General features: G+C 53.9%; 21 protein-coding genes. 6 read left to right on the top strand and 15 right to left on the bottom strand.

From position 1 onward, the window contains the following. Positions 1–3 precede the first annotated feature (3 nt). Genes FBY13_RS16740 through FBY13_RS16710 form a run of 7 tightly spaced genes read right to left on the bottom strand, consistent with a single transcriptional unit; the run spans position 4 to position 6932 of the window. A complete protein-coding gene (locus FBY13_RS16740) occupies positions 4–954 on the bottom strand; it encodes an ABC transporter ATP-binding protein (protein ID WP_063877591.1) in 951 nt (316 codons plus the stop codon). Next, positions 947–1933 (bottom strand): ABC transporter ATP-binding protein, encoded by a 987-nt coding sequence (locus FBY13_RS16735; RefSeq protein ID WP_145394649.1) that lies wholly within the window; start codon positions 1931–1933, stop codon positions 947–949. The genes FBY13_RS16740 and FBY13_RS16735 overlap by 8 nt, the downstream gene beginning before the upstream one ends. After that, positions 1933–2826, bottom strand: a complete 894-nt coding sequence (ddpC, locus tag FBY13_RS16730) for a D,D-dipeptide ABC transporter permease (RefSeq protein WP_063877589.1) — start codon at positions 2824–2826, stop codon at positions 1933–1935. The genes FBY13_RS16735 and ddpC overlap by 1 nt, the downstream gene beginning before the upstream one ends. A 3-nt stretch (positions 2827–2829) precedes the next feature. Beyond that, a complete protein-coding gene (locus FBY13_RS16725; RefSeq protein WP_109717878.1) occupies positions 2830–3846 on the bottom strand; it encodes an ABC transporter permease in 1017 nt (338 codons plus the stop codon). 54 nt (positions 3847–3900) lie between these two features. Further along, positions 3901–5466 carry an ABC transporter substrate-binding protein gene (locus tag FBY13_RS16720; RefSeq protein WP_096012692.1) on the bottom strand — a complete coding sequence of 522 codons (1566 nt, stop codon included), beginning with the start codon at positions 5464–5466 and terminating at the stop codon, positions 3901–3903. Continuing rightward, positions 5463–6047, bottom strand: coding sequence for a D-alanyl-D-alanine dipeptidase (gene ddpX, locus FBY13_RS16715; RefSeq protein ID WP_063877587.1), 585 nt, complete (start codon positions 6045–6047; stop codon positions 5463–5465). Before ddpX ends, FBY13_RS16720 begins: the two co-directional genes overlap by 4 nt. An 18-nt stretch (positions 6048–6065) precedes the next feature. Beyond that, entirely contained in the window at positions 6066–6932 is an 867-nt protein-coding gene (locus FBY13_RS16710; RefSeq protein ID WP_145394648.1) for a MurR/RpiR family transcriptional regulator, read from the bottom strand. Positions 6933–7543: 611 nt separating this feature from the next. Here FBY13_RS16710 and FBY13_RS23770 point away from each other — a divergent pair. The 4 genes from FBY13_RS23770 (at position 7544) to FBY13_RS16690 (ending at position 10151) form a co-directional block, all read left to right on the top strand. After that, a complete protein-coding gene (locus FBY13_RS23770; RefSeq protein WP_074180982.1) occupies positions 7544–7741 on the top strand; it encodes a hypothetical protein in 198 nt (65 codons plus the stop codon). Position 7742: 1 nt separating this feature from the next. After that, positions 7743–8564 (top strand): hypothetical protein, encoded by an 822-nt coding sequence (locus FBY13_RS16700; RefSeq protein WP_109717835.1) that lies wholly within the window; start codon positions 7743–7745, stop codon positions 8562–8564. Between the two features lie 118 nt (positions 8565–8682). Next, positions 8683–9363 (top strand): SDR family oxidoreductase, encoded by a 681-nt coding sequence (locus FBY13_RS16695; RefSeq protein WP_145394647.1) that lies wholly within the window; start codon positions 8683–8685, stop codon positions 9361–9363. Positions 9364–9485: 122 nt separating this feature from the next. Next, positions 9486–10151 carry an epoxyqueuosine reductase QueH gene (locus FBY13_RS16690; protein ID WP_145394646.1) on the top strand — a complete coding sequence of 222 codons (666 nt, stop codon included), beginning with the start codon at positions 9486–9488 and terminating at the stop codon, positions 10149–10151. 9 nt (positions 10152–10160) lie between these two features. On the opposite strand, the gene FBY13_RS16685 is transcribed toward FBY13_RS16690, so the two are convergent. The 3 genes from FBY13_RS16685 to proP form a co-directional block, all read right to left on the bottom strand. Next, positions 10161–10631, bottom strand: a complete 471-nt coding sequence (locus tag FBY13_RS16685; RefSeq protein ID WP_096012690.1) for a helix-turn-helix domain-containing protein — start codon at positions 10629–10631, stop codon at positions 10161–10163. Between the two features lie 296 nt (positions 10632–10927). Beyond that, positions 10928–11905 (bottom strand): porphobilinogen synthase, encoded by a 978-nt coding sequence (hemB, locus tag FBY13_RS16680; protein ID WP_096012689.1) that lies wholly within the window; start codon positions 11903–11905, stop codon positions 10928–10930. A 129-nt stretch (positions 11906–12034) separates the two neighbouring features. After that, positions 12035–13540, bottom strand: coding sequence for a glycine betaine/L-proline transporter ProP (gene proP, locus FBY13_RS16675; protein WP_063877579.1), 1506 nt, complete (start codon positions 13538–13540; stop codon positions 12035–12037). 492 nt (positions 13541–14032) lie between these two features. Between proP and FBY13_RS16670 the strand changes: the two genes are divergently transcribed. Next, positions 14033–14365, top strand: a complete 333-nt coding sequence (locus FBY13_RS16670) for a hypothetical protein (protein WP_145394645.1) — start codon at positions 14033–14035, stop codon at positions 14363–14365. Between the two features lie 51 nt (positions 14366–14416). Here the strand turns inward: FBY13_RS16670 and FBY13_RS16665 are convergent, their stop codons facing one another. Then, a complete protein-coding gene (locus FBY13_RS16665; RefSeq protein ID WP_145394644.1) occupies positions 14417–15997 on the bottom strand; it encodes an EAL domain-containing protein in 1581 nt (526 codons plus the stop codon). A 449-nt stretch (positions 15998–16446) separates the two neighbouring features. Next, positions 16447–17631 (bottom strand): mannonate dehydratase, encoded by a 1185-nt coding sequence (gene uxuA / locus FBY13_RS16660; RefSeq protein ID WP_109717829.1) that lies wholly within the window; start codon positions 17629–17631, stop codon positions 16447–16449. 148 nt (positions 17632–17779) lie between these two features. On the opposite strand from uxuA, the gene FBY13_RS16655 reads away from it, so the two are divergent. Further along, complete coding sequence (locus FBY13_RS16655) at positions 17780–18463, top strand: FadR/GntR family transcriptional regulator (protein ID WP_063877575.1); 684 nt, start codon at positions 17780–17782, stop codon at positions 18461–18463. On the opposite strand, the gene FBY13_RS16650 is transcribed toward FBY13_RS16655, so the two are convergent. The 3 genes from FBY13_RS16650 to FBY13_RS16640 all read right to left on the bottom strand — a co-directional run bounded on the left by FBY13_RS16650 (position 18452) and on the right by FBY13_RS16640 (position 21691). Next, positions 18452–19507, bottom strand: a complete 1056-nt coding sequence (locus FBY13_RS16650; protein WP_096012684.1) for an AI-2E family transporter — start codon at positions 19505–19507, stop codon at positions 18452–18454. The genes FBY13_RS16655 and FBY13_RS16650 overlap by 12 nt on opposite strands. A 246-nt stretch (positions 19508–19753) precedes the next feature. Further along, positions 19754–21133 carry a nucleobase:cation symporter-2 family protein gene (locus FBY13_RS16645; protein WP_063877573.1) on the bottom strand — a complete coding sequence of 460 codons (1380 nt, stop codon included), beginning with the start codon at positions 21131–21133 and terminating at the stop codon, positions 19754–19756. A 321-nt stretch (positions 21134–21454) separates the two neighbouring features. Beyond that, positions 21455–21691, bottom strand: a complete 237-nt coding sequence (locus FBY13_RS16640; RefSeq protein WP_145394643.1) for a hypothetical protein — start codon at positions 21689–21691, stop codon at positions 21455–21457. Positions 21692–21710 lie beyond the last annotated feature (19 nt).

Genomic DNA, 21710 nt, shown 5'->3' with positions numbered 1-21710 from the left:
GGCTTAGGCCTGGATGGGGATTTGCGCCTGCCAACATCTCACCGCACTGCCTTTTTCCTGTAATAACAGTGGCTGGGGCGCCTCGCAGCCGCGTGTTGCCTGTGGACAGCGATCGCGAAAATAGCATCCCGTCGGCAGGTGACGGTTACCCGGTAGCTCGGTGTTGACCGGCGCGCCGTCCAGCGCCGCGCCGATGCGCGGTACCGACTCCATCAGTAACTGGGTATAAGGATGCTGGGGCGCATCCAGAACGCGCTGTGTTTCGCCCAGCTCCACAATCTGTCCCAGATACATGACCGCGACGCGATCGCTCATATGGCGCACCACCGACACGTTATGCGAGATCAGGATGTAGGTGAGGTTTTGCTGTTTTTGCAGGTCCACCAGCAGATTCAGAATCTGCGCCTGAACAGAAATATCCAGCGCGGAGGTCGGTTCATCCAGGACGATAATATCAGGCTCGGATGACAGGGCCCGGGCGATGGCGATGCGCTGACGCTGCCCGCCGGAAAACGCATGCGGCGGCCGGTCCAGGTATTCGGGACGAATACCGACCTGGTTTGCCAGTGATTCCGCCAACGCCCGCCGCGCTTTTTCTGATGGGCGCGACTGAATCCAGACCGGCTCGGTGATGATGCGCCAGACGGGCAGGCGAGGATCGAGGGAAGAGAGGGGGTCCTGAAACACCATCTGCATACGACGTCCCCGATGACCGGCGGGGGCCGTTGCCAGTTCAAGCTGGCCTGAGGTCGGACTCAGCATGCCCATCAACAGTTTCGCCAGGGTGCTTTTCCCACAGCCGGATTCGCCAACAATCCCCAGTGTTTCGCCCTGTCGGACCTGAATATCCAGGCCATTCAGCGCATGAACCCGTTCTGTTACTTTGCCGCGCCAGTTCTTTTTGGCAGGGAAGGTGACATGCACGTTTTGCAGCGTAAGCAGAGCATCAGACATGACGCGTCTCCTGTTGTGGATACCAGCACGCGACCTGCTGGGCGGTGTCGCCTGTGGCATGCAGTCGCGGCGGGTTGCTGCAGCGTTCTCCCGCCGCAAAACAGCGCTCGCGAAAGGCACAGCCTGCGGGCAAGCAGGCCAGATTGGGTACGGTTCCGGAAATTGATGCCAGCGGCGCACGCGGTTCAATGGCGTCCGGCGAGCAGGTGAGCAGGCCGATGGAATAGGGATGGCACGGTGAACGCAGGACGGTGTCAGTCACGCCGCTTTCAATGACGGCCCCGGCATACATGACGTAAATCCGATCGCACAGTTGGGAAACCACAGCCATATCATGGCTGATAAACAGCACGGCGGTGCCGGTCGCTTCGGCTTTTTGTTTCAGCAGGCGCAGCACCTGGCGCTGAACGGTAACGTCCAGCGCGGTTGTGGGTTCATCCGCAATCAGCAGGTCAGGCTCACAGGAAAAGGCCAGGGCAATCATGACGCGCTGACGCATTCCGCCTGAAAGTTCAAAAGGATAGCGCTCCATGACGTTCTTCGCGTCCGCGATTTGCATATCGCCCAGTAATGTAAGCGCGCGGGCTTTTGCTTCACGGGCAGACAGAGGACGATGCTGACGAATCACATCCACCATCTGTTTGCCGATGCGACGGGTCGGATTCAGGGCGGTCATAGGCTCCTGAAAAATCATGGCAACGCGATTACCGCGCAGCTTGCGCATGTCGACTTCACTGGCGGCAAGCACATCCTGCCCAGCCAGCTCCAGCTTGCCGCTCTTGATGTGATAGCTGTGTTCTGGAATCAGCCGCATCGCCAGCATGGCGGTGACGGATTTCCCCGAACCCGACTCACCAACCACGCCCACAATTTCGCCACGATTGATGTGCATCGATACGCTGTTCAGCACGTTCACCTCTCCCTGAAAAACCGGGAAACTCAGCCGTAGATCCTCAATCGTCAGGATTCTCTCTTGCATCAGTTACGTCCTCCCGCTTTCGGATCCAGCAGGTCCTGGATGCCATCGCCAAATAGATTGAATCCCACCGCCGTGATTAAAATGGCGGCCCCGGGAAAGGTGCAGTACCACCACTGATCCAGAACGTAGTTGCGGCCGTTAGCCACCATCGCGCCCCATTCCGCTGTGGGTTGCTGAGCGCCCAGGCCAATAAAACCCAACGTAGCCGCCATCAAAATCGCGCTGCCAATATCCAGCGAGGCCTGCACCACCAACGGCGGCAGGGCATTGCGCAGGATATGCCAGCTAATCAGGTGCCAGCGCGAGGCACCAAAGGTTTTTGCCGCTTCCACGAAGGTATGCTGCCTGACGATTAACGTTTGACCCCGCGCCAGCCGGACATAAAAGGGGATGCGCACAATGGCGATAGCCAGCATGGCGTTAAACAGGCTCGGCCCCAACGCCGCAGCCAGCGCCATGGTCAGTACCAGCGAAGGAATCGACAGCATGATGTCCATCAGGCGCATAATCATCGCATCGCTGCGCCCGCCTAGCACACCGGACAGGCAGCCCAGTAACGACCCGCTTATGCCTGCCAGCAGCACGACAGCCAGGCCTGCCGCCACCGACTGTTGGCTGCCGACCAGTACCCGGCTGAACAAGTCCCGGCCCACTTCATCAGTACCGAACCAGTGTGCGGCACTGGGTGCCTGGAGGCGATCGGTCAAACTGATGGCATTGGGATCGTGGGGGACAATCCAGGGTGAAAACACCATTAACCCCAGCATCAGAATAATGATGGCGGCACCCAGCAGCGTCAGCGGGCTTTTGCTCAGCATCCACAGGCGGCGTTTCCAGGCGAACAGGCCGGGTTTGACCTGACGCACGGCAGGCTGTTCTTGCGTTATCATCATGTTCTACGCTCCCCGACCCATGCGCGGGTCAATCCACAGATAAAGAAGATCCACGAACAGGTTTACCAATACGTACGCAAAGGAAACCACGATGGCAAAGCCCATCACCGCCGGGAAATCGAGCGCCTGAATAGAGGACACCACATAAGCGCCCATGCCGGGCCAGGCAAACACGGTTTCGGTTAATACCGCGCCATACAGCAGGTCGCCTAATGCCAGCCCCAGGACCGTCACGGAGGGAATCAGGGCATTGGGCAGGGCATAACGTACGACGATCGTCCATTTCGGCAGGCCGCTGGCCAGCGCGGTGCGAATATAGTCTTCGCTCAGTTGTTCCAGCATGGCCGAGCGAATCTGGCGCGCCACGATGCCCAGATGAACAAAGGCCAGGGTGGTGGCAGGCAGAATCAGATGCTGAAGCGCATTAAAAAAGACCTCGATGTTGCCTTCCAGCAGGGCATCAACCAAATAGAAACCGGTGATGCGCGTGGGGGGATCGAGCCAGTCATCCAGTCGTCCGCCACCGGGCAGCAGGTTTAACTTGCCATAAAACAGCACAATCGCGCCCAGGCCCAGCCAGAACGCCGGGGTTGAAATCCCGGTCAGCGCCAGCAGGCGCACCAGATGATCGAGCCAGCGGTTACGATACACCGCAGAGAGCACGCCCAACGGCACGCCAACGAGCAGGGCGATCAACAGGGCACAACTGGCCAGCTCCAGCGTTGCGGGAAAAAACGCCCGTAAATCCTCTAACACAGGGCGGCCTGTCCGGATAGAGGTACCCAGATCGCCATGTAACAGCTGTTCCACATAACGAATAAATTGTTGCCATAACGGTAAATCCAGCCCCAACTGCTGACGGATATGCTGGACGATTTCATCACTGGCGCGGTCACCTGCCAGAAGCCTGGCTGGGTCCCCGGGAATAAGATGCGAAATAATAAACGTAATGACGCAGACGCCGGCGACCACTAACAGCAGTCCCCAGCTACGCTGTCTTACTAAACTCCAGTAACTCATCATGTCTTCCTCAGCAGGGCCGGGCAGGCCCTGCATGAACGGGCGTGAGGGGTGTTATTCTTTGTGCATGGTGGCGATATTAAAGATTTGCTCCAGCATCGGGTTAAACACGTAGCCTTTAACCGATTTATTCATCGCCACCTGATAATTCTTCTGGAATAAATAAACGTAAGCCGCATCCTTAATCACGATATTTTGCGCTTGCTGGTAGTCGGTCGTCCGTTCAGCCTGATTCGGAGTCGATACCGCTTTTTTCAGCAGCGCATCCACGTCCGGGTTGGAATAAAACGAGCGGTTACCTGGCAGCCCTTTTTTGTCAGATTCAAACCAGTAATTCATAAACATATAGGGGTCGGCGAAGTCTGGGCTCCAGTTACCAATCGCAATGTCATAGTCCGCTTTGCCAATGCGCTCGCGCATGGTGGCGTTAGCCAGTTTTTCCAGCTTCACCTTGATCCCAATAGCCTGCAGGTTGGCCTGCATTGACAGGGCAATCGGCTCCCAGTTTGGGTCGCTGTCAGAATAGAGAAACGACAGCGACTGCGGCTTACTGGCAACCTTGTCCAGTTCAGCTTTGGCTTTTGCGATATTGAAGCTGTACTGCATGGCCTTCGCGTCGTAACCCCACATGCCTTCCGGGATCGGTCCACGCATCTGTTTTCCGTTGCCACCCAGAATGCCTTGCACCATCCCCTGATAATCGGTGGCCCAGGATATCGCCCGGCGCAAATCTGGCTGATTGAGCGGCGCTTTGCTGTTGTTCAGGTAGAGATAGGTGACCCGTAGGGCGGGATAATCCATCACGGCCACATCATTTTGCTTTTTCAGCGCGGCAAACTGGTCCACCGGCAAGGCATCAGCAATATCCACATCCCCTTTGGCCAGCTGCAGGCGTCGGGCTGAGCTTTCACTGATGATCTTCACCGACACCCGTTTAAACGCTGGTTTTGGCCCGGCAAAGTGTGGGTTAGGCACCAGCACAAGTTGCTGACCTTTCTGCCAGCGCTGCAGCATATAAGCGCCCGAACCTGCTGTATGTTCCGCCAGGTAACTGCGCGCGTCGTCAGTCGCGTTAGCCTTGAGCACGGCCGGGTTAATGATGGAGGCACCGTCGTTAGCGAGGGTGTACAGGAAAGGCGCAAAAGGCGTACTCAGGGTGAAACGCACGGTTAGCGGATCTACCACTTCGACTTTAAGGTCGGCCGGGAAGGCTTCAGAAGGGCCCTGTTTGATACGCAGCAGGCGCTCAAATGACAGCTTAACGGCCTCAGCATTCACGGCTGAACCGTCCGCAAACGCAGCGCCGGGACGTAATGTAAACGTCCATACCTTACCCTCCTCGCTGCTCTGCCAGCTTTCCGCCAGATCGCCTTCAACGTCTGTAGAACCCTTACCGCCTTCGGTTTTGTATTTGATCAATCGCTGATAGGCAGGGTAGGTAATGGTCCAGTCGTTATTATCGATGGTGACGGCAGGATCAAGCGTCTGAGGATCGGCAGCTTTACCAATCACTAACATATCTTTGGGTACCGCCGCCAAAACGGACGTCGTCGTGGCGGCCAGGGTGATGGCGAGTAACAAAGGGCGAAAATAGCCGGGGGCTGTGTGCGTCATTTTCATGGTAATACTCCGTCAGTCTGGGCTGGGGATATGCAGGTGAAAACATCGTTGAGAAGCGGGTAACGGGCCGCTTCCGGTAATTCGAAATGCCACCATTCCGTGGCAATGCCAGTAAAGCCGCCGCCAAACATCACGGCATTAAGCAGCAGTCTGTTGCGTTGGGCAGCAAGCGGTACGTCGGGATGATAAGGATGGGATAGCGCCTGCATGTCATCGAACCCGGTGCCCATATCCAGCGTCTGCCCTGTCGCATCGACCAGCGTGACGTCAATGGCGGTGCCACGGCTGTGGTTGGAGCCTTGCGATAACGGCACGACATAATTCTGGTCAGGGCAGGCGTGCCACAGCAGCTCCTGGGCTTTTTGCGGGCGATAGGCATCCAGCACCAGCAGGGTGAATCCGGCCACTTTTGCAATCGCCATGCTTTTCTCCAGCGCTTTCACGGCATCAGGGTGCAGCAGGCAGCGGGCGACGCTGTAGATAGGCTGGCCCGTGATGTTGTCGGCGGTGGCATATTTGAGGTCGATACTGAGCTCAGGAAAGGCTGCTGCAATATCGACCAACTCTGTTTCCTGCATCATGCGGTGATCCCTGTTTTATTAATGTTCAAATTGACCAAATTCCTGCTGTAACAGTCGGTTTTGTGCCAGTCGCTGAGAAAGCTCGGGGCCAAGGCGTTCAACAACGGCGGACAGCAGCAGGTTGAACAGGCAACTGAGGGGCGCGAGTGAGTCCCAAAAATTGGCGGTGTCCGTTTTGACCTGAAGCAAATCCACCGGGTAATCACGTGCCCAGGGACACCAGATATCGGTGACGAGTGCCGTTGCAACCTTGCGCTCGGTGGCAACCCGGCAAAACTGTCTTGCCACGGTGGAATAGGCGCGCGTATCCGTCAGAATCACATAAGGTTTGGCAGACTCAGAATTCAGCGACTCCAGCCAGCTGCCTGAGCTGCCATCGGCGTAGGTGACGCGCGGGCGTAAATATTCCAGATGACTGAAAAAGGTGTTAGCGATACCGCGGGTAGACTGAATACCCAGCACGATGACCGTTTCAGCATCCGCGATTTGCTGGCTGATATGGCGAAACGTATCTGTCTGAGCCAGTTGATAGACATAGCGGATAGCATCTAACTCCATTTGTAGCGACTGACTGGACGGATCGGGCAGCGTGCGTTGCTGTTCCCATGAGTCAAGACGATCAATAACGCCCCATTGCTTGTAGGGCGTGTTAGGCACATCGCGCAGCAGGTTTTTCACATCATCAAGATTTTTAAAACCCAGCTTGCGCAGGTAACGCCCTACGGTAATACCGCTGGTCCCGGTTGACTGGGCAATGCTGTCTGCCGTTTCAAACGGTATTTGCTCGGGATGACTTAACAGCCACGAACTAATCCGCTTTTCGCTTGGCGTTTGCAGGCTAAAAGCGGCCTCAATCTTTTTGAACAGGTCTGCGTTAGCGCTCATCTCGTCCTCAATGTTACCTGGCTGTCATTGATCGCCATGTTGTTAGTTAAGTAACAAGCACAATGCATGCCATATTTCTGAGGTGCATAAAAACAGGCCGCACGTCAGATGATTCAGTGAAGGGGTTTGCGAGAAGTTGATATCCCGTTCATCAGGTAAGCGCAATTGGGGTGCAACATATTTAAAACCTGCATCACACTAGTGCAACAATATCGCCAGGATATGTGATGCAGGTGGATAAACCGACGCGCCTTTCCACCGTAACGCAGAGCCGGTGAGGTTGAGGCCGCACGGGACGGTGACCGCTGACTGACTGTAGAGAAGGCAAGTCGGCAGGGCACTACGCTGAAACCGCCAGGATTCTCATGAATATGTTGAGATAAGCACGCCTCAGGATTATCAGAAACGGGCCTGCCACAATCATCGAAATAAGGGTGAAATATGGAGTTTCTCAGCAGGATTTTATCAATGTGGCACAAATGACTGGCCGCAATAATTATGCTTTTTTACCGTTTCGTTAATCATCTTTTAGGAATGTTTACCGACTATAAAATGGCAGTAAACACGATTCGGTCACATACTTGTTCTTTTAACTCGTTAAGTGACACACCATGATTAGCTTTGTTCGTTCTTTGTTCGCCAGCCCGGATAAATTCCTCCAGATAATGAGCCGCCAGGACATAAACGACTCCATTGCGGATGGTGAACGCATAATTATCGATGAAAACGGCAATGCTGCCGTCAATATTCTCAGTGATGAAGTGAAAGACGATTTCAATCGACACGTCAATACCTTAAAAGGAGTCTGAGGTGGGAACCGCAATTTTTATGGTATTGATGGTGAGTGGTTACTGGTATACCAGCCGGGATCTGTCCAGCCGTTTTAAAATGCGCCGTTCTTCAGGCTGGGATGTCTATTTTCTGGTCGCACTTTACGGTTGTATTTTTGTGCTTCAGGGCGTTTTCGTCACCGCCTTTATCTGGTTTATCTTGTTTATTATTTCAACCGTTTCTAATTTCCTGTATGTGTTTCCCGGCGATCATCTGCAGCTGCAAATGAAGTTTATGAACTGGAGTTTTCTGGGTATCCAGGCACCTGTGGTGATTATGCTGGCCTTTGCCATCCTGTTTTGCCTTTATCGATCAAACTGGGCGGGCAGTGCGCAGCTGAACGTTTCAGGCCGAAAAGATCTCTATCAAAAACTCTCTCGATCTAATGGTGTCGAACAGATGCTGTTTCAGTGTATGGAAGAGGGGGAGCTGGCGTGGATCACCTTAAAATCCCGACGGATTTATATTGGTATGGTGCATGCCGCCACCTTTGAATACGAAAGCACAGCCAATATCGTGCTTATTCCGATGCTGAGCGGCTACCGCGACAGCCATACGCTGAAGCTGTCGGTGGAACACAATTACAGCAGCTGGTACGCCGAGCACGGCATTACGCTGGATTCCGAGCCGAAGAATGCGATGGCATTCCGCAAAGTCATTATGGTGGACCAGATTGAAAGCTTCTCGCTATTCGATCCCGCCAGCGCTACCGCCCTCTCAATGGGGGAAGACCATCCGCAGAGCGTCGAGAAGAGTCGTGAAGGTGACAAGTCATCACCGCCAGATCAGCAAATCGAATAACCCAGGGAGAATGCACGGCGTCAGTATTGCTGTGTTAATCCCAAAAAGCATTCAGGATGCAGTGTGTTCGTCGATCAACATCTACTCTGATTACTGACTTCATCAACGAGGAAACCGTATGGCTTATCAAGGGAAAATCTTAGTGATTGGCGCATCACGTGGCATAGGACTGGCCGTCGTAAAGGCGTTTGCCGCCCATGACTGGCAGGTGACGGCGACCCATCGCGGGGATCATCCACCGCAAGGTGATATCCCTCAGGTTGACTGGCACCGGCTTGATATGACGCAGACCGAGGCGGTTAAGCATTTTGCTGTTGGACTGAGCGGACAGCCTTTTGACGCCATTCTGATTAATGCCGGTATTTATGGCCCGGCCCATCAAAAGCTGTCGGAAAGCGACGACGCTGAACTGGCCCAGCTGTTTATGACCAATGCCGTGGCACCGATTCGGAGTGCGGAAATTCTGCTGCCGTTACTGAACCAACAAAACGGCGTACTCGCACTCACCTCCTCTCAACTTGCCAGCCTGAATGAGAATCGCAGCGCAGACGCGCCGCTTTATTCTGCCAGTAAAGCGGCCCTGAATATGCTCACTCGCTCGCTGGTCAGGACGGTGGATGCCCAGAACGGGACGTTAATCACCTTGCATCCCGGCTGGGTCAAAACAGATATGGGCGGCGATGCAGCGCCATTGACGCCTGAAGAGAGTGCCAACGGCATCTTTACCCAACTGACCACCCACCGTGGACATGGCGGCCATCACTATCTTGACTATGCAGGTAAAACGCTGCAGTGGTGATAGCACATCGCTCAGGGGTGACCGGCGGGCTGGCGCATGTCAGCCCGTTGTTATGCGAAATTTTGCAACATTTACGTCCCGGCATTACACTGCCTCTTTGATTCCATTGATTGAAGGTGCTTATGTCTCAGCCCTACCAGCGTGAACCGCTACCGCTGCCCGGCGGTCACAAGAAAGTTCTGTTGCACTCCTGCTGCGCGCCCTGTTCGGGAGAAGTTATGGAGGCCATGCTGGCATCCGGCATCGAGTACACCATTTACTTTTACAATCCGAATATTCATCCGCTTAAAGAGTACGAGCTGCGCAAAGAAGAAAACATTCGCTTTGCCGAAAAGTTTGGTGTGCCCTTTGTGGATGCGGACTACGATCGTGACGACTGGTTTAAACGCGCCAAAGGCATGGAGTGGGAACCCGAGCGAGGCGAGCGCTGTACCATGTGCTTCGATATGCGTTTTGAGCGCACGGCGCTGTACGCCTACGAAAATGGCTTCCCGGTGATAACCAGTTCCCTGGGGATTTCCCGCTGGAAGAACATGCAGCAAATTAATGACTGCGGCGTACGCGCTGCCGCCCACTATCCCGATCTGACCTACTGGGAATTCAACTGGCGTAAAGGCGGGGGATCGGCGCGCATGATTGAAATCAGTAAGCGTGAGAGTTTTTATCAGCAAGAATATTGCGGATGTGTTTACTCCTTGCGTGATACAAATCGTCATCGTGTCGCCAGTGGCCGCGAGCGGATTCAGATTGGCGTACAGTACTATCAACCTGACGATAACGCGCGTTAACGGTTTTTGTTAAAGCAGGCGGGCTATATTGTCGAAACTGCGGGTTTCCTTTATTCCGCCCGATCCTTTCTTTTTTGCGCTGTTTTCCGCCCGACTACATAAGCTGCAAGGATGCGTATTCGCATCCTGATTGCTGTCGTCCAATAGCTGTCTTTTACGACATACGCTCGGCGTACAGCCCATCATCTGCTTAAATGAACGTGTAAATGACTGCTGGCTTTCGAAATGGTATTTCACCGCCAGACTGATGATGGGCGCGCGGCTGTATTTTAAATCATTAATACAGGCAATTAATTTCTTTCTGCGAATATAACGCGCCAGAGTTTCATTGTTGTAACGGGAAAATAATTTTTGCAGATACCATTTTGAATAACCGGCTTTTTCGGCAATATCATCGATGCTTAAACGCTGATCCAAATTTTTATTAATCCATTCGGTAACAGAAATAATCACGCTCTCATTGTATTTATTCTCATTCATAACACCCCCTTAAATTTTGAAGGTGATTGTAAATTATCCTATGTTTCTCAAAACATTACGAACGTAAAGATTCTTAAGGAAGTGAATGGTTATTTCCTGCCATGTGGAGCTATAGGTCGAATAATTATATTAGGTAGCCGCATGTGTGCTTTTTGTTTCTGAGATGAGGAAGGACGAGGCGTAATGTTATTGTATTATGAGCGTTGTGAGGGCGGTTAATTTACTGCCTTGCAGGACGGGAAGAACACCTTCTGCGCTGGCGCAAGCACCGCCGCAGAAGGTCCGTCATTTAGCCTTTAGAGCAGCTTGTTTTCAGCCAGCTCAAGCGCAAAATAGCTGAAAATCAGATCTGCGCCAGCACGCTTAATCGCCCCCAGACTTTCCAGCACGACGTTGCGTTCATCAATGGCACCCGCCTGAGCGGCGAATTTGATCATCGCGTACTCACCGCTGACCTGATAGGCCGCCAGCGGCAGTTCAGTGCGATCACGAATATCGCGCAGAATATCCAGATAGGCACCCGCCGGTTTAACCATCAGCGAATCGGCACCTTCCGCGGCGTCAATCAGTGACTCGCGAATAGCCTCACGACGGTTCATCGGGTTCATCTGATAGGTTTTACGATCGCCTTTCAGCGCCGTGCCGGCTGCTTCGCGGAAGGGACCATAGAAAGATGATGCAAACTTGGTGGAATAGGACATGATTGCCGTTTGGGTAAAGCCTGCGGCATCCAGCGCCTGACGAATCGCTTTTACCTGACCATCCATTGCGGCAGAGGGCGCGATAAAATCTGCCCCCGCTGCGGCCGCGACAACGGCCTGTTTGCCCAGGTTGATCAGGGTGGCATCGTTATCGACGCCGTGATCACAGAGCACGCCACAATGGCCGTGGCTGGTGTACTCACAAAAGCAGGTATCCGACATCACGATCATTTCAGGCACGGTGTCTTTGCAAATTTTCGACATGCGCGCCACCAGGCCGTTTTCATTCCACGCATCGCTGCCGGTCGCATCGGTATGATGGGAAATCCCGAAGGTCATCACCGAGCGGATACCCGCCTTAGCAATACGTTCAATTTCATAGGCCAGACGTTTTTCCGGAATACGTCTTACGCCAGGCATCGCCTGAATGTCTTTATAGTCATCAATACCTTCCTCAACAAAAATGGGCAGCGCCAAATCGTTCAGGCTAAGGCTGGACTCCTGGAACATTGCTCGCAGTGACGCGCTGGCACGCAATCTTCTGGGACGTTGGGTAAGGGAAAAATCAGACATTGTTACTCACCTGGCCAAATTAAATAAGACGGCTAGTCTACTCCGATTAGGCGCAGGCGATGAAGGTTTGTGTGCGGTGTGCCGAGACAGTAAATGTGTCTCCCGCCACAGGGGCGGGAGACGAGGAGGTTACTCGTTGATATCCGGGTGCTGCTGCACCAGGTTTTTACGCTTCGCTTCCAGTCGGGCGATTTCTTCGTCGATATCTTCGATTTTCTGCTCGATGTTATCGTGATGCTCCTGAAGAATTTCGCGCGCTTCTTCCATGTCAGAGGCGGCAGGTGTGGCACCTTTCAGGGGCTTGTTCGCCGTTTCTTTCATATAAAGACCGGTAATCAGGCCAATCACCGCGACCACCATCAGATAGTAGGCCGGCATGTAGAGGTTATTGGTGGTCTCAACCAGCCAGGCTACCGCGGTTGGTGTCAGACCGGCAACCAGTACCGAAATGTTAAAGGCGCTGGCCAGTGCACTGTAGCGGATATGGGTGGGGAACATGGCAGGCAGTGATGAGGCCATCACGCCGGTAAAGGCGTTAAGGATAACGGCCAGCAGCAGCAGTCCGGCAAAAATCAATCCCAGCACGCCACTGTTGATCATCATGAACGCGGGAATAGCAAAGATCATCAGGGCGATGCTGCCGATAATCACAAACGGACGGCGACCAAAGCGGTCACTCAGCAGCCCCATGACCGGCTGGACAAACAGCATTCCTATCATGATGGCGATGATAATCAGCACGCCATGATCTTCGGAGTAATGCAGGTTGTGCGACAGGTAGCTTGGCATGTAGGTCAGCAGCATGTAGTAGGTCACGTTGGTTGCAATAACCAGACCGATACAGGCTAACAGGCTACGCCAGTGTTTGGTGGCGATCTCTTTGAAAGAGACTTTCGGGCCGTCACGCAGACCTTCGCGGTCGCCTTGCTCCAGTTTATCCACATGCTGCTGGAACGTGGGAGTTTCTTCCAGCGCATGGCGCAAATACAGGCCAATAATCCCTAGCGGCAGCGCCAGGAAGAACGGAAGACGCCATCCCCATTCAAGGAAGTTTTGTTCACCGATAATGGTCGAGATCAACACGACAACGCCGGCACCCAGCACGAAACCGGCGATCGAACCGAAGTCCAGCCAGCTTCCCATAAAGCCGCGCTTGCGGTCAGGCGAATACTCGGCGACGAAGATAGACGCGCCGGTGTATTCCCCGCCGACCGAGAAGCCCTGGGCCATTTTAGCCAGCAGCAGCAGAATCGGTGCCCAGATGCCAATGGAGGCATAGGAGGGAATCAGGCCGATACAGAAGGTACTGATCGACATAATGACGATGGTAATCGACAGTATTTTCTGACGACCGTACTTGTCACCCAGCATGCCGAAGAACAGGCCGCCTAAAGGGCGAATCAGGAATGGAACGGAGAAGGTTGCCAGGGCGGCAATCATTTGAATCCCTGGCGAGACATCCGGGAAAAACACTTTACCCAAGGCATAAGCCACAAAGCCATAAACACCAAAATCGAACCACTCCATGGCGTTACCCAAAGAGGCGGCGGTAATGGCTTTACGTAAACGGGAATCATCAATGATGGTGACATCATCTATCCCAATTGGTTTTACACGCTTCCTACGCAATTTCATAGAATTACCCTGTAATGGAACATGAAAGTCCTCAACGGCGCGAACCGAAAATAGCGTTCAGACCGCTTCGTTGAGGAAATTTAAGCATAGCCGTAAAACAGCATTCTCTGTCGACTCACCAATACAACCAATACTGCCGTCATCTGGTTTATCGGCGGAAGAGTATAACGTTTTTATGTGATATTTGTCATGTTTGAACTGAAAGCGAGCAGTTTCACCTGCGGTTTGTAGCAGGAAACGACGCGAAAAAAAGTCAGTCTTCCCGCGCGTTTGCCTGGTAAATAAGCGCTTCGATGTTGAACGACAGTCGCCGCCTGGCTTAAGTTATTAATAAATTTTAAGCATTTGTCGGGATGGGGTTTGAAACTTGCCTAATGGAGCGCCTTCGGCAATACTCTTTTACCTTGATTTGGAGGAAGAATGTCAAGGAAAGCATCCAACACTTGCCAGAGCCCCTGGGTGGCGCAGATCGATAGTGTAGAAAGAAAATTAATGGATTCTTCTGAGGTAGGTCGCGCTCCCCGGCAGACTGACTCTGCCACTCACGTGCCGCTCCATTCAGGATGGCTAAGCTGCCGGGCTAAATACTGGATTGATCGACTGACGCAGTTGAGCGAGACGCTGCAAACGTCGACGGTCACGGGCAAGCAGTGCTCGGACTATGAGGTGTGCCAGCAGCTGTTACAGCAGTCGATGCCGACGCTGCAACGCCTGAATCAGCGTGCCGGGCGTGCGTCTGATGCTGCCTCTTGCGACCAACAGGAAGACGCGGTGGCGGTGGCATTGCGGGCGGCGAGTAAACAACGGGCGTCGCAGCGAAAATAAGCCAGTCAACGCCGTCGCCATCAGTCTGATTCTGCGTGTAGCGCCCGCGGCTCAGGGGTTATCCACCTCAACGGGCAGATGACCATACTGCGCCATCCACGCAATCGTCGCCGTATTATCCATGGGTCGGGCATAAAAATAGCCCTGGACGAAGGTGACGCCATGCTGCTGCAAATAGCGGAACTGCAATGCCGTTTCCACGCCTTCTCCCAGGACCTGCAGCTTCAGTTTATGACTCAGGCTGATAATGGCATCCAGCACCGGCGTTTCCTCCTCCAGCGACTCGATTGCGTTAATAAAACCCTGGTCGATTTTAAGATAGTCCAGTGCAAAGGTTTGCAGGTAGCTAAGTGAGCAATGACCTGTGCCAAAGTCATCAATCGCCACTTTCATCCCGGCCTGGCGCAGCTGAGCCAGCTTAGTGGCGACCACGTTCCCTTCTTTAATCAGGCTGCGCTCCGTCAGTTCCAGAGTAATGTTAAACTCCGTTTTCGCCATCCTTTTAGCAAAGTTCAGCATGTCATTGACGAAGTCTGGGTGCTGCAGATGTTCGGCTGCCACATTAATCGCCAGATGAAAGCCTGGATTGGGCTTCCAGTGTTGCGTGTCCTCAACAATCAGATCCATCAGATGGTGCGTCACCGGGATAATCATGCCTTCCGCTTCGGCGGCGGTAATAAATGTGTCAGGGCGCACGCTGTCACCATTGGGCAGCGTCCAGCGCAGCAGTGCCTCTGCACCGGAGCAGCGTTGCAGTGTGTAGCTGTAGGTTGGTTGGTAATGCACGCTGAATTGCCGGGAGCGGATAGCGCGACGCATTTCATCTCCCCATGAAAAGCGCCTGCGTAACCAGGATGTCGTCAGAATCATAAACAGAACGGAAAAAATCGCCGCCATTGGCATAAACACGAAAAGCAACTGTGCCCACGTCTTGACTCGCTCGGCGCTCGGCGCAATCAGGGTGACACTAATGGGATAACGAGAGGAAGCCGCCTTGTATATCTGTGGTAAAAGCCAGTGGTTGCCTGGCATTTCGCGATTGCCTGACACTATTGGCGCGCCGTTATTAAAACGCATGGTGATTCTGTACTCATGGGTGCTGCCCAGGGCACTCATAAAATCAATCAGGTACTGTCCTTCCACCATCACCCAAAGTGCTCTGTCCGCAGAAATCTGGCGCACGAATATCACCGCAGGCCGATCCGGCACGCTGTAAGAACCGGTGAGGGATAAACTCCACCGGTCTTTGCCCGTCACCGGCGGTGTAGTACCAATCATGGCTTCAAGGGTCGCGGGTTTGTTGCCATAGGCGGAAGAGCAGCTGACCATGTCGCTTTCCAGCCTGCCGATACCGCGAAAATAGGGATGAAGAGTGCCATTGATGCGCAGCGTATTCTCGACCTGATCGCATGATTGATCGTCATATTGACGAAGCGAAGCGATCATACTCCAGGCGTTATCGCTGATTTTTTCAGCCTGAGACAGCAAGGTCGCTGCCGTATTCACTTGTTGTTCTTTAACGGTCTTTCTGGCATCGATAGCAGTAAATAGCAAACCCAAAAGCAGGGGCAGAAGCCCTGCAAGGACGATGAGCGATCTGGCGTGATCGCGCTTTCTTTTTATTAGCGGCACCGTAAAAACCTCTGAATCGTTATGATGTTTTGCGAGGTGCTAAGGGTCACTGCAACATAGCACGCCAGTTCACGCCGCTGGTGAACGGTCGGAAATCCCTTATCATCCGATAAGGTCAATTATCGACCTTGTGGGCATTTAATTGACACAAAATTCATACTATTGGTGAAAGTTCAGCGATTAGTTTGATGGCTGCAGCAAAACGGTGATCGCGTAAGGCGGAAGAACGGACGGTGACTGACCTGTAAACGGTCGCGGTTGGGCGGCAACCCAGAGCGAAACCCAAACCCGGCGGGGTAAAATGCGCACTGTCTTTTTACGGCGGGAGGGCGGTTGCCGTCGGATAATCGGGTAAATAGCGGGCGCGGATAAGGCGATAACCGTGAAATAAAAATGAGGTCAGACGGATGTGTGCCCCGACAGCCTGAACAGCGCGGGGCAACGACCTGTTAATCCTGAAAATAAATCTGCTTCAGTGCCACTTCCACACCGCGCAGCTCTGCCAGCCCTTTAAGCCGCCCAATCGCGGAGTAGCCCGGGTTGGTGCGCTTGTGCAAATCGTCCAGCATCTGATGACCGTGATCGGGACGCATCGGAATGGCACGTTGCTCGCCCGACCGGCGACGACGCTGCTCCTCGGCCAGGATCACCTTGATGACGCCAACCATATCCACATCGCCGGTCAGATGGCCCGCCTCGTGGAAGCTGTTGGGGTTCGCTTCTCGCTTTGTCGCCCGCAGGTGCACGAAGTTAATGCGATCGGCATAAGCTTCTGCCATTGCGACAAGGGCATTATCTTCACGGACGCCGTAGGAACCGGTACAGAAACAGAATCCGTTGTGCAGACTGTCTACCGTTTCTTTCAGCCACTGCATATCTTCTTGGGTAGAGACGATGCGCGGCAGGCCAAGGATTGGACGCGGTGGATCGTCAGGATGGACGGCCAGCTTAATGCCGACCTCTTCCGCTACGGGGACGATGGCCCGCAAAAAGGTGGCCATGTGTTCGCGCAGTTTGGCTTTGTCGATACCGTCATACTGGGCCAACTGAGCCTGAAACTGCTCAAGCGTGTAACCCTCTTCCGCGCCAGGTAAGCCGGCGATGATATTGCGCACCAGCGTGGTTTTTTCTTCTTCGCTCATCGCGGCAAACCGTTCTGCGGCAACTTTTTGCTCGGCGGGGCTGTAATCTTTTTCTGCACCGGGGCGTTGTAGCAAGTGCAGTTCAAAGGCGGCAAACGCATCGGCATCAAAGCGTAACGCTTTCGCACCGTCCGGCAGTGCCCAGGCCAGATCGGTACGCGTCCAGTCCAGCACCGGCATAAAGTTGTAGCAGACGGTATCAATCCCGCACGCGGCCAGATTGCGAATCGACTGCTGATAGTTGGCGATATAGTGCTGATAATCGCCGCGTTGCGTCTTAATGGTTTCATGAACGGGAATGCTTTCAACGACAGACCAGGTGAGCCCTTTTTCTGCCAGCAGCGCCTGACGTGCTTTGATTTCGGCGACAGGCCATACTTCGCCGTTCGGGATATGGTGAAGTGCTGTGACAATCCCGGTTGCACCTGCCTGGCGAGCATCGTCGAGTGACACAGGGTCGTTTGGGCCGTACCAGCGCCATGTATGTTCCATTATTACTCCTTGGTGAACGTGTGGCCCAGTGGTCAGGCCGCTGGACCAAGAGTAAGATAGCGCGTAAATTAAGGCCGTGATCCGGATCGCAGCATAGTAAATACGTATCATCCAAAGCCTAAAAGCGTGTCGACAACAGGAGAGGGTTATGGCGCTACCGGTCTTAAAAACTGAGCGGCTTTATCGGCAGATTGCCAATGCCATTATTGACGGCATTAATCGTGGCGATTTCGTGCCGGGCGGGGCGCTGCCGCCGGAGCGGGAACTGGCTAAACAGCTTGGCGTCAGCCGGTCGTCGGTGCGCGAAGCGCTGATTGCGCTTGAGATGACGGGCTACGTCAATATTTACACCGGCACCGGGGTTTTTGTCGCTCAGACCTTACCCCAGCCCTCACCCGGCAAAGAAACGGAGAGTTTCAGCCTGCAGGACCTGCTACAGGCGCGCGAAGCCTATGAAAGTATGCTGGCCGGGCTGGCGGCGCGAAACGGCAGTGAAGCCCAGCGTCAGCAACTGCTGTCCCTCAGCGCAGCGCTGCAGGCATTTAATGAAAACGACGCGGCTTTTATTGAGCAGGACAAGGGGTTTCATCTGCTGATTAGCGAGATGAGCGGCAACGATCTGCTGCGGGAGATGATGGAAAATTTGTGGAACAAACGCGACAGCGCGCATGTCCGCCGACTGGAAAGTCACTATGCAGACAATACCTTTGCGGAGGAAATGAATGCCGACCATCAGCGTATCGCTGAGGCGATTGTTGCCGGGGATGAGCAGGCTGCACAGGCGGCGATGAGGCATCATCTGCAACATGTGCAGCAGCGCTTACTTGGTTAACAGTCGCGAAGGTTTGGGCCGGCCGGTGCCCAACATGATAGCCAGACGGCTGCCGCCCGGCGTGGTTTCCATTAGGATCTTGGTGATGCTGGTCAGGGGGACCGATAGCAACATCCCGACCGGGCCCAGCAGCCAGCCCCAGAATATCAACGACAAAAACACCACCAGCGTTGATAAACCCAGGCCGCGCCCCATGATGCGCGGCTCCAGCATATTGCCAAATACCATATGAATGGCAGTGAACAGCGCCGCCACCATCGCCGCGTCAAAGACGCTGTTGAGCAGCAGCGCCTGCAGGAAAGGCGGAATACCGGCGATAATCGGCCCGATATTGGGAATAAAGTTAAGAATAAAGGCCACAACGCCCCACAGTAACGCAAACTTCACGTCCAGCAGGTAGAGCGTCAGCCAGACCGCTATCCCGGTGATCAGGCTGATCAACGTCTTCAGTGCCAGGTAGTGCGTCACACCTTTGAGTGCCTTGTGTAATCCGGCAATGCGAATTTTGGGGTTCACAAAGGAGTTACGCATTTTATAAGGCAAATGGTGCACCTCAAACAGCATGAAGACCACGGTGAGGACCAGTAAAACGGTATTGGTCATGGCACCGGAAAACCCACTCAGCGCCACGCTGGCCAGGTTCATGACGGTGTTAGGGTCAAAGCGTTGAACCAGGGAGTTAGTCGAGATATTAAGATGGATGCTGGCCGCCAGATGCTGAACCACCACCATTTTCTTTTCCAGGATGGTGCGCAGTTGAGGATAAAGGTCGGAAAACTCACTCATGGAGCTGGCCAGCACGGCTCCCAGCAGCAGAATGACGATAAAAATCACCGTAATCACCAACCCGATCGCCATCCCGCGTCGCAGCCCGCGCCGCATCAGTATCGTCACGAGCGGATTCAGTACGATGGCAAAAAAGGCCGCCAGAAGTAGCGGCACCAGAATGTCTGAGGCAGCTCGTATCCCCGCAAGAATAATCACCAGCATCGCCAGTTTAATTAAGATGTTTTGTCCAATTTTTTCCTGCTGCAACGCGTTCATTCTTTATCTCTACGCATAAATAACTGATGAAAGTGTAGCTGAAGGAAAAGTAACCGTCTGATTCATTAAGGGAAACGGTAAACCAGGCGCTGCGGCTGGTTGGCTACGGGCACGATAACCTGGCTTCACGCTTGCGCATAAAAGCGCGCTATCGGCGCTGAGTGAGGCACGCCACGTTATGACACTGTGCGTCTGCGCGCACGGCGACGCACCCACGACAACGCTGGCGTAGGTGCGGATGCGGCGTTAAAGCGACTGCGCGGATTCACCCTGTTTTACCTCTTCACGCACAGCGGTTTCGCCACCCGGAATAAGAAGGTTCAGGACAATGGCGACAAGGCCGCCGCTGGTGGCTGCCGAACCAAACAGGTTCTCAATCATGGGCGGCAGATGGGAAAGCGAGGCAGGAACGGATTCAATCCCCAGGCCGAAACTAAAAGCCAGCCCGACAATAAGCATCTCCCTGCGGGTCAGCGCGGTCTGGCTGAGGATGCGGATGCCTGCCGTGACCACACAGCCGAACATCACCATCGTTGCGCCACCCAGCACCGGCGTGGGGATCTGTCGCAGCGCCTCGCTAAAGGGGGGAAACAGCCCCAGCAGGATAAGCATCACACCGACATAGCGACCGACAAAACGACTTGCTACGCCGGTCATCTGGATCACGCCGTTATTTTGCGCAAATGTGGTATTGGGAAAGGCACTGAGCATCGCTGCAATCATACAGCTCAGTCCGTCAGCCAGAATGCCCCCTTTGAGACGGGCGCTGAAGGTCCGATCGGTAATCGACTTGCCGGAGATCAAACTGTTCGCGGTAAGGTCGCCCACCGCCTCGATAATACAGACCAGCGAGACCAGCACCACGGGGATGAAAATGGTGCTACTGAAGTGGAAGCCAAACGGAAACAGGGACGGTAAACGGAAGGTGCTGTCACCCAGACCCTGAATATGAAATTTGCCACTCAGCGCGGCGGCGATACAGCCCGTGACGATGCCCACTACGATGGAGGACAGTCGCAGCCAACGGTTGCTGGCGCAACTTAGCAGCACTATCACCCCCAGGGTTAACGCACCGAGTGCAAGGTTGCTGAGGCTGGCGAAATCCGGTGCCTTTTCACCGCCGCACCAGTTTATGACGCTGACCTTAATCAGGCTGATACCAATGAGGGCAATAACGCTGCCCGTCACCACGGGAGTAAAGACCCGCTTTAAGGTGTCGATAAAGCGGCTGACGATAACCGGAACCAGCGCCGCCACAAAGTTGACGCCAAACAGCATCGCCATAATGTCCTCTGGCTTGCCGCCTTGCGCTTTGACCCACAGGCCACCGGAGATGGCCACACCGAGAAAGGCGAAGCTGGTGCCCTGCATGCATATCATGCCCGCACCCACGCCCCAAACGCGGTTTGACTGCAGGAAGGTGCCGATGCCGGAGGCAAGCAACGACATGCTGATCAAATACGGCAGCCACGCGTCCAGACCCAGCGCCGTGCCGATCAGCAACGGGGGCGTAATGATGCCGACCAGGCCGGCCAGCACATGCTGTGATGCGCTAAAAAAAGCCTGAAGTGGCGGAATGCGTTGGTCCAGACCGTAAAGCAGGCCGCTGTTTTTTTCGTCAGACACGGTTATCTCATCTCAGTGCGGGGAAGTGGTTCGATGTTGCATAAAGCAGGCCAGCTTTTTGACTTATCGTGTATCAATGCTTTTAACATCAGTAAATCAACAGGATAGGGTGGTTCTGCCTGATGTGTTTCGCCCGAATGCACATGAAACAGATGATTCCTGACTGGCCTGTAAGAAATTATGGGTTCATGAAATCGCCATTAAGACGTTTTTTTGCACCATGGAAGTGCGTCACGAGGCGATCCATAAGGAGCGCGATGGCATGCTGCACGCTTATCTCCTCACACCGATAAGGAAGAAATAGGGCGCTAAAGGAAACTTTTATTTCGAATTTGTTGAATTTGAAATTTTAAAAGAGTGTTTTTTCGCTTCAGTCTGTCTGACCGCAACCGGCATCTTCGCTGAGAGATCGATAAAAAGCGTGACAGGTGGGCGTTTCGTTATCTGCCGCGTCGGCAGATGTGACGCTGCGGCGAGCCAAAGAACAGCCTTTGCTGGCGGCTCATCGGGGATAAAATGAAGAAATGCGATCTGCTCCACTAAAAAGTAATTTTCCAAAAACATTTATTTGAAAAAT

The sequence above is a fragment of the Pantoea sp. SJZ147 genome (assembly GCF_007828605.1).
Lineage (GTDB): Bacteria > Pseudomonadota > Gammaproteobacteria > Enterobacterales > Enterobacteriaceae > Pantoea > Pantoea allii.
This window is presented reverse-complemented; position numbering and strand designations above follow the sequence as displayed.

Bases quoted from the DNA above. Each gene is read 5' to 3' on its own strand.
- FBY13_RS16740 (WP_063877591.1), bottom strand. From the start codon at position 954: ATGTCTGATGCTCTGCTTACGCTGCAAAACGTGCATGTCACCTTCCCT.
- FBY13_RS16735 (WP_145394649.1), bottom strand. From the start codon at position 1,933: ATGCAAGAGAGAATCCTGACGATTGAGGATCTACGGCTGAGTTTCCCG.
- ddpC (WP_063877589.1), bottom strand. From the start codon at position 2,826: ATGATGATAACGCAAGAACAGCCTGCCGTGCGTCAGGTCAAACCCGGC.
- FBY13_RS16725 (WP_109717878.1), bottom strand. From the start codon at position 3,846: ATGAGTTACTGGAGTTTAGTAAGACAGCGTAGCTGGGGACTGCTGTTA.
- FBY13_RS16720 (WP_096012692.1), bottom strand. From the start codon at position 5,466: ATGAAAATGACGCACACAGCCCCCGGCTATTTTCGCCCTTTGTTACTC.
- ddpX (WP_063877587.1), bottom strand. From the start codon at position 6,047: ATGATGCAGGAAACAGAGTTGGTCGATATTGCAGCAGCCTTTCCTGAG.
- FBY13_RS16710 (WP_145394648.1), bottom strand. From the start codon at position 6,932: ATGAGCGCTAACGCAGACCTGTTCAAAAAGATTGAGGCCGCTTTTAGC.
- FBY13_RS23770 (WP_074180982.1), top strand. From the start codon at position 7,544: ATGATTAGCTTTGTTCGTTCTTTGTTCGCCAGCCCGGATAAATTCCTC.
- FBY13_RS16695 (WP_145394647.1), top strand. From the start codon at position 8,683: ATGGCTTATCAAGGGAAAATCTTAGTGATTGGCGCATCACGTGGCATA.
- FBY13_RS16690 (WP_145394646.1), top strand. From the start codon at position 9,486: ATGTCTCAGCCCTACCAGCGTGAACCGCTACCGCTGCCCGGCGGTCAC.
- FBY13_RS16685 (WP_096012690.1), bottom strand. From the start codon at position 10,631: ATGAATGAGAATAAATACAATGAGAGCGTGATTATTTCTGTTACCGAA.
- hemB (WP_096012689.1), bottom strand. From the start codon at position 11,905: ATGTCTGATTTTTCCCTTACCCAACGTCCCAGAAGATTGCGTGCCAGC.
- proP (WP_063877579.1), bottom strand. From the start codon at position 13,540: ATGAAATTGCGTAGGAAGCGTGTAAAACCAATTGGGATAGATGATGTC.
- FBY13_RS16670 (WP_145394645.1), top strand. From the start codon at position 14,033: ATGGATTCTTCTGAGGTAGGTCGCGCTCCCCGGCAGACTGACTCTGCC.
- uxuA (WP_109717829.1), bottom strand. From the start codon at position 17,631: ATGGAACATACATGGCGCTGGTACGGCCCAAACGACCCTGTGTCACTC.
- FBY13_RS16655 (WP_063877575.1), top strand. From the start codon at position 17,780: ATGGCGCTACCGGTCTTAAAAACTGAGCGGCTTTATCGGCAGATTGCC.
- FBY13_RS16650 (WP_096012684.1), bottom strand. From the start codon at position 19,507: ATGAACGCGTTGCAGCAGGAAAAAATTGGACAAAACATCTTAATTAAA.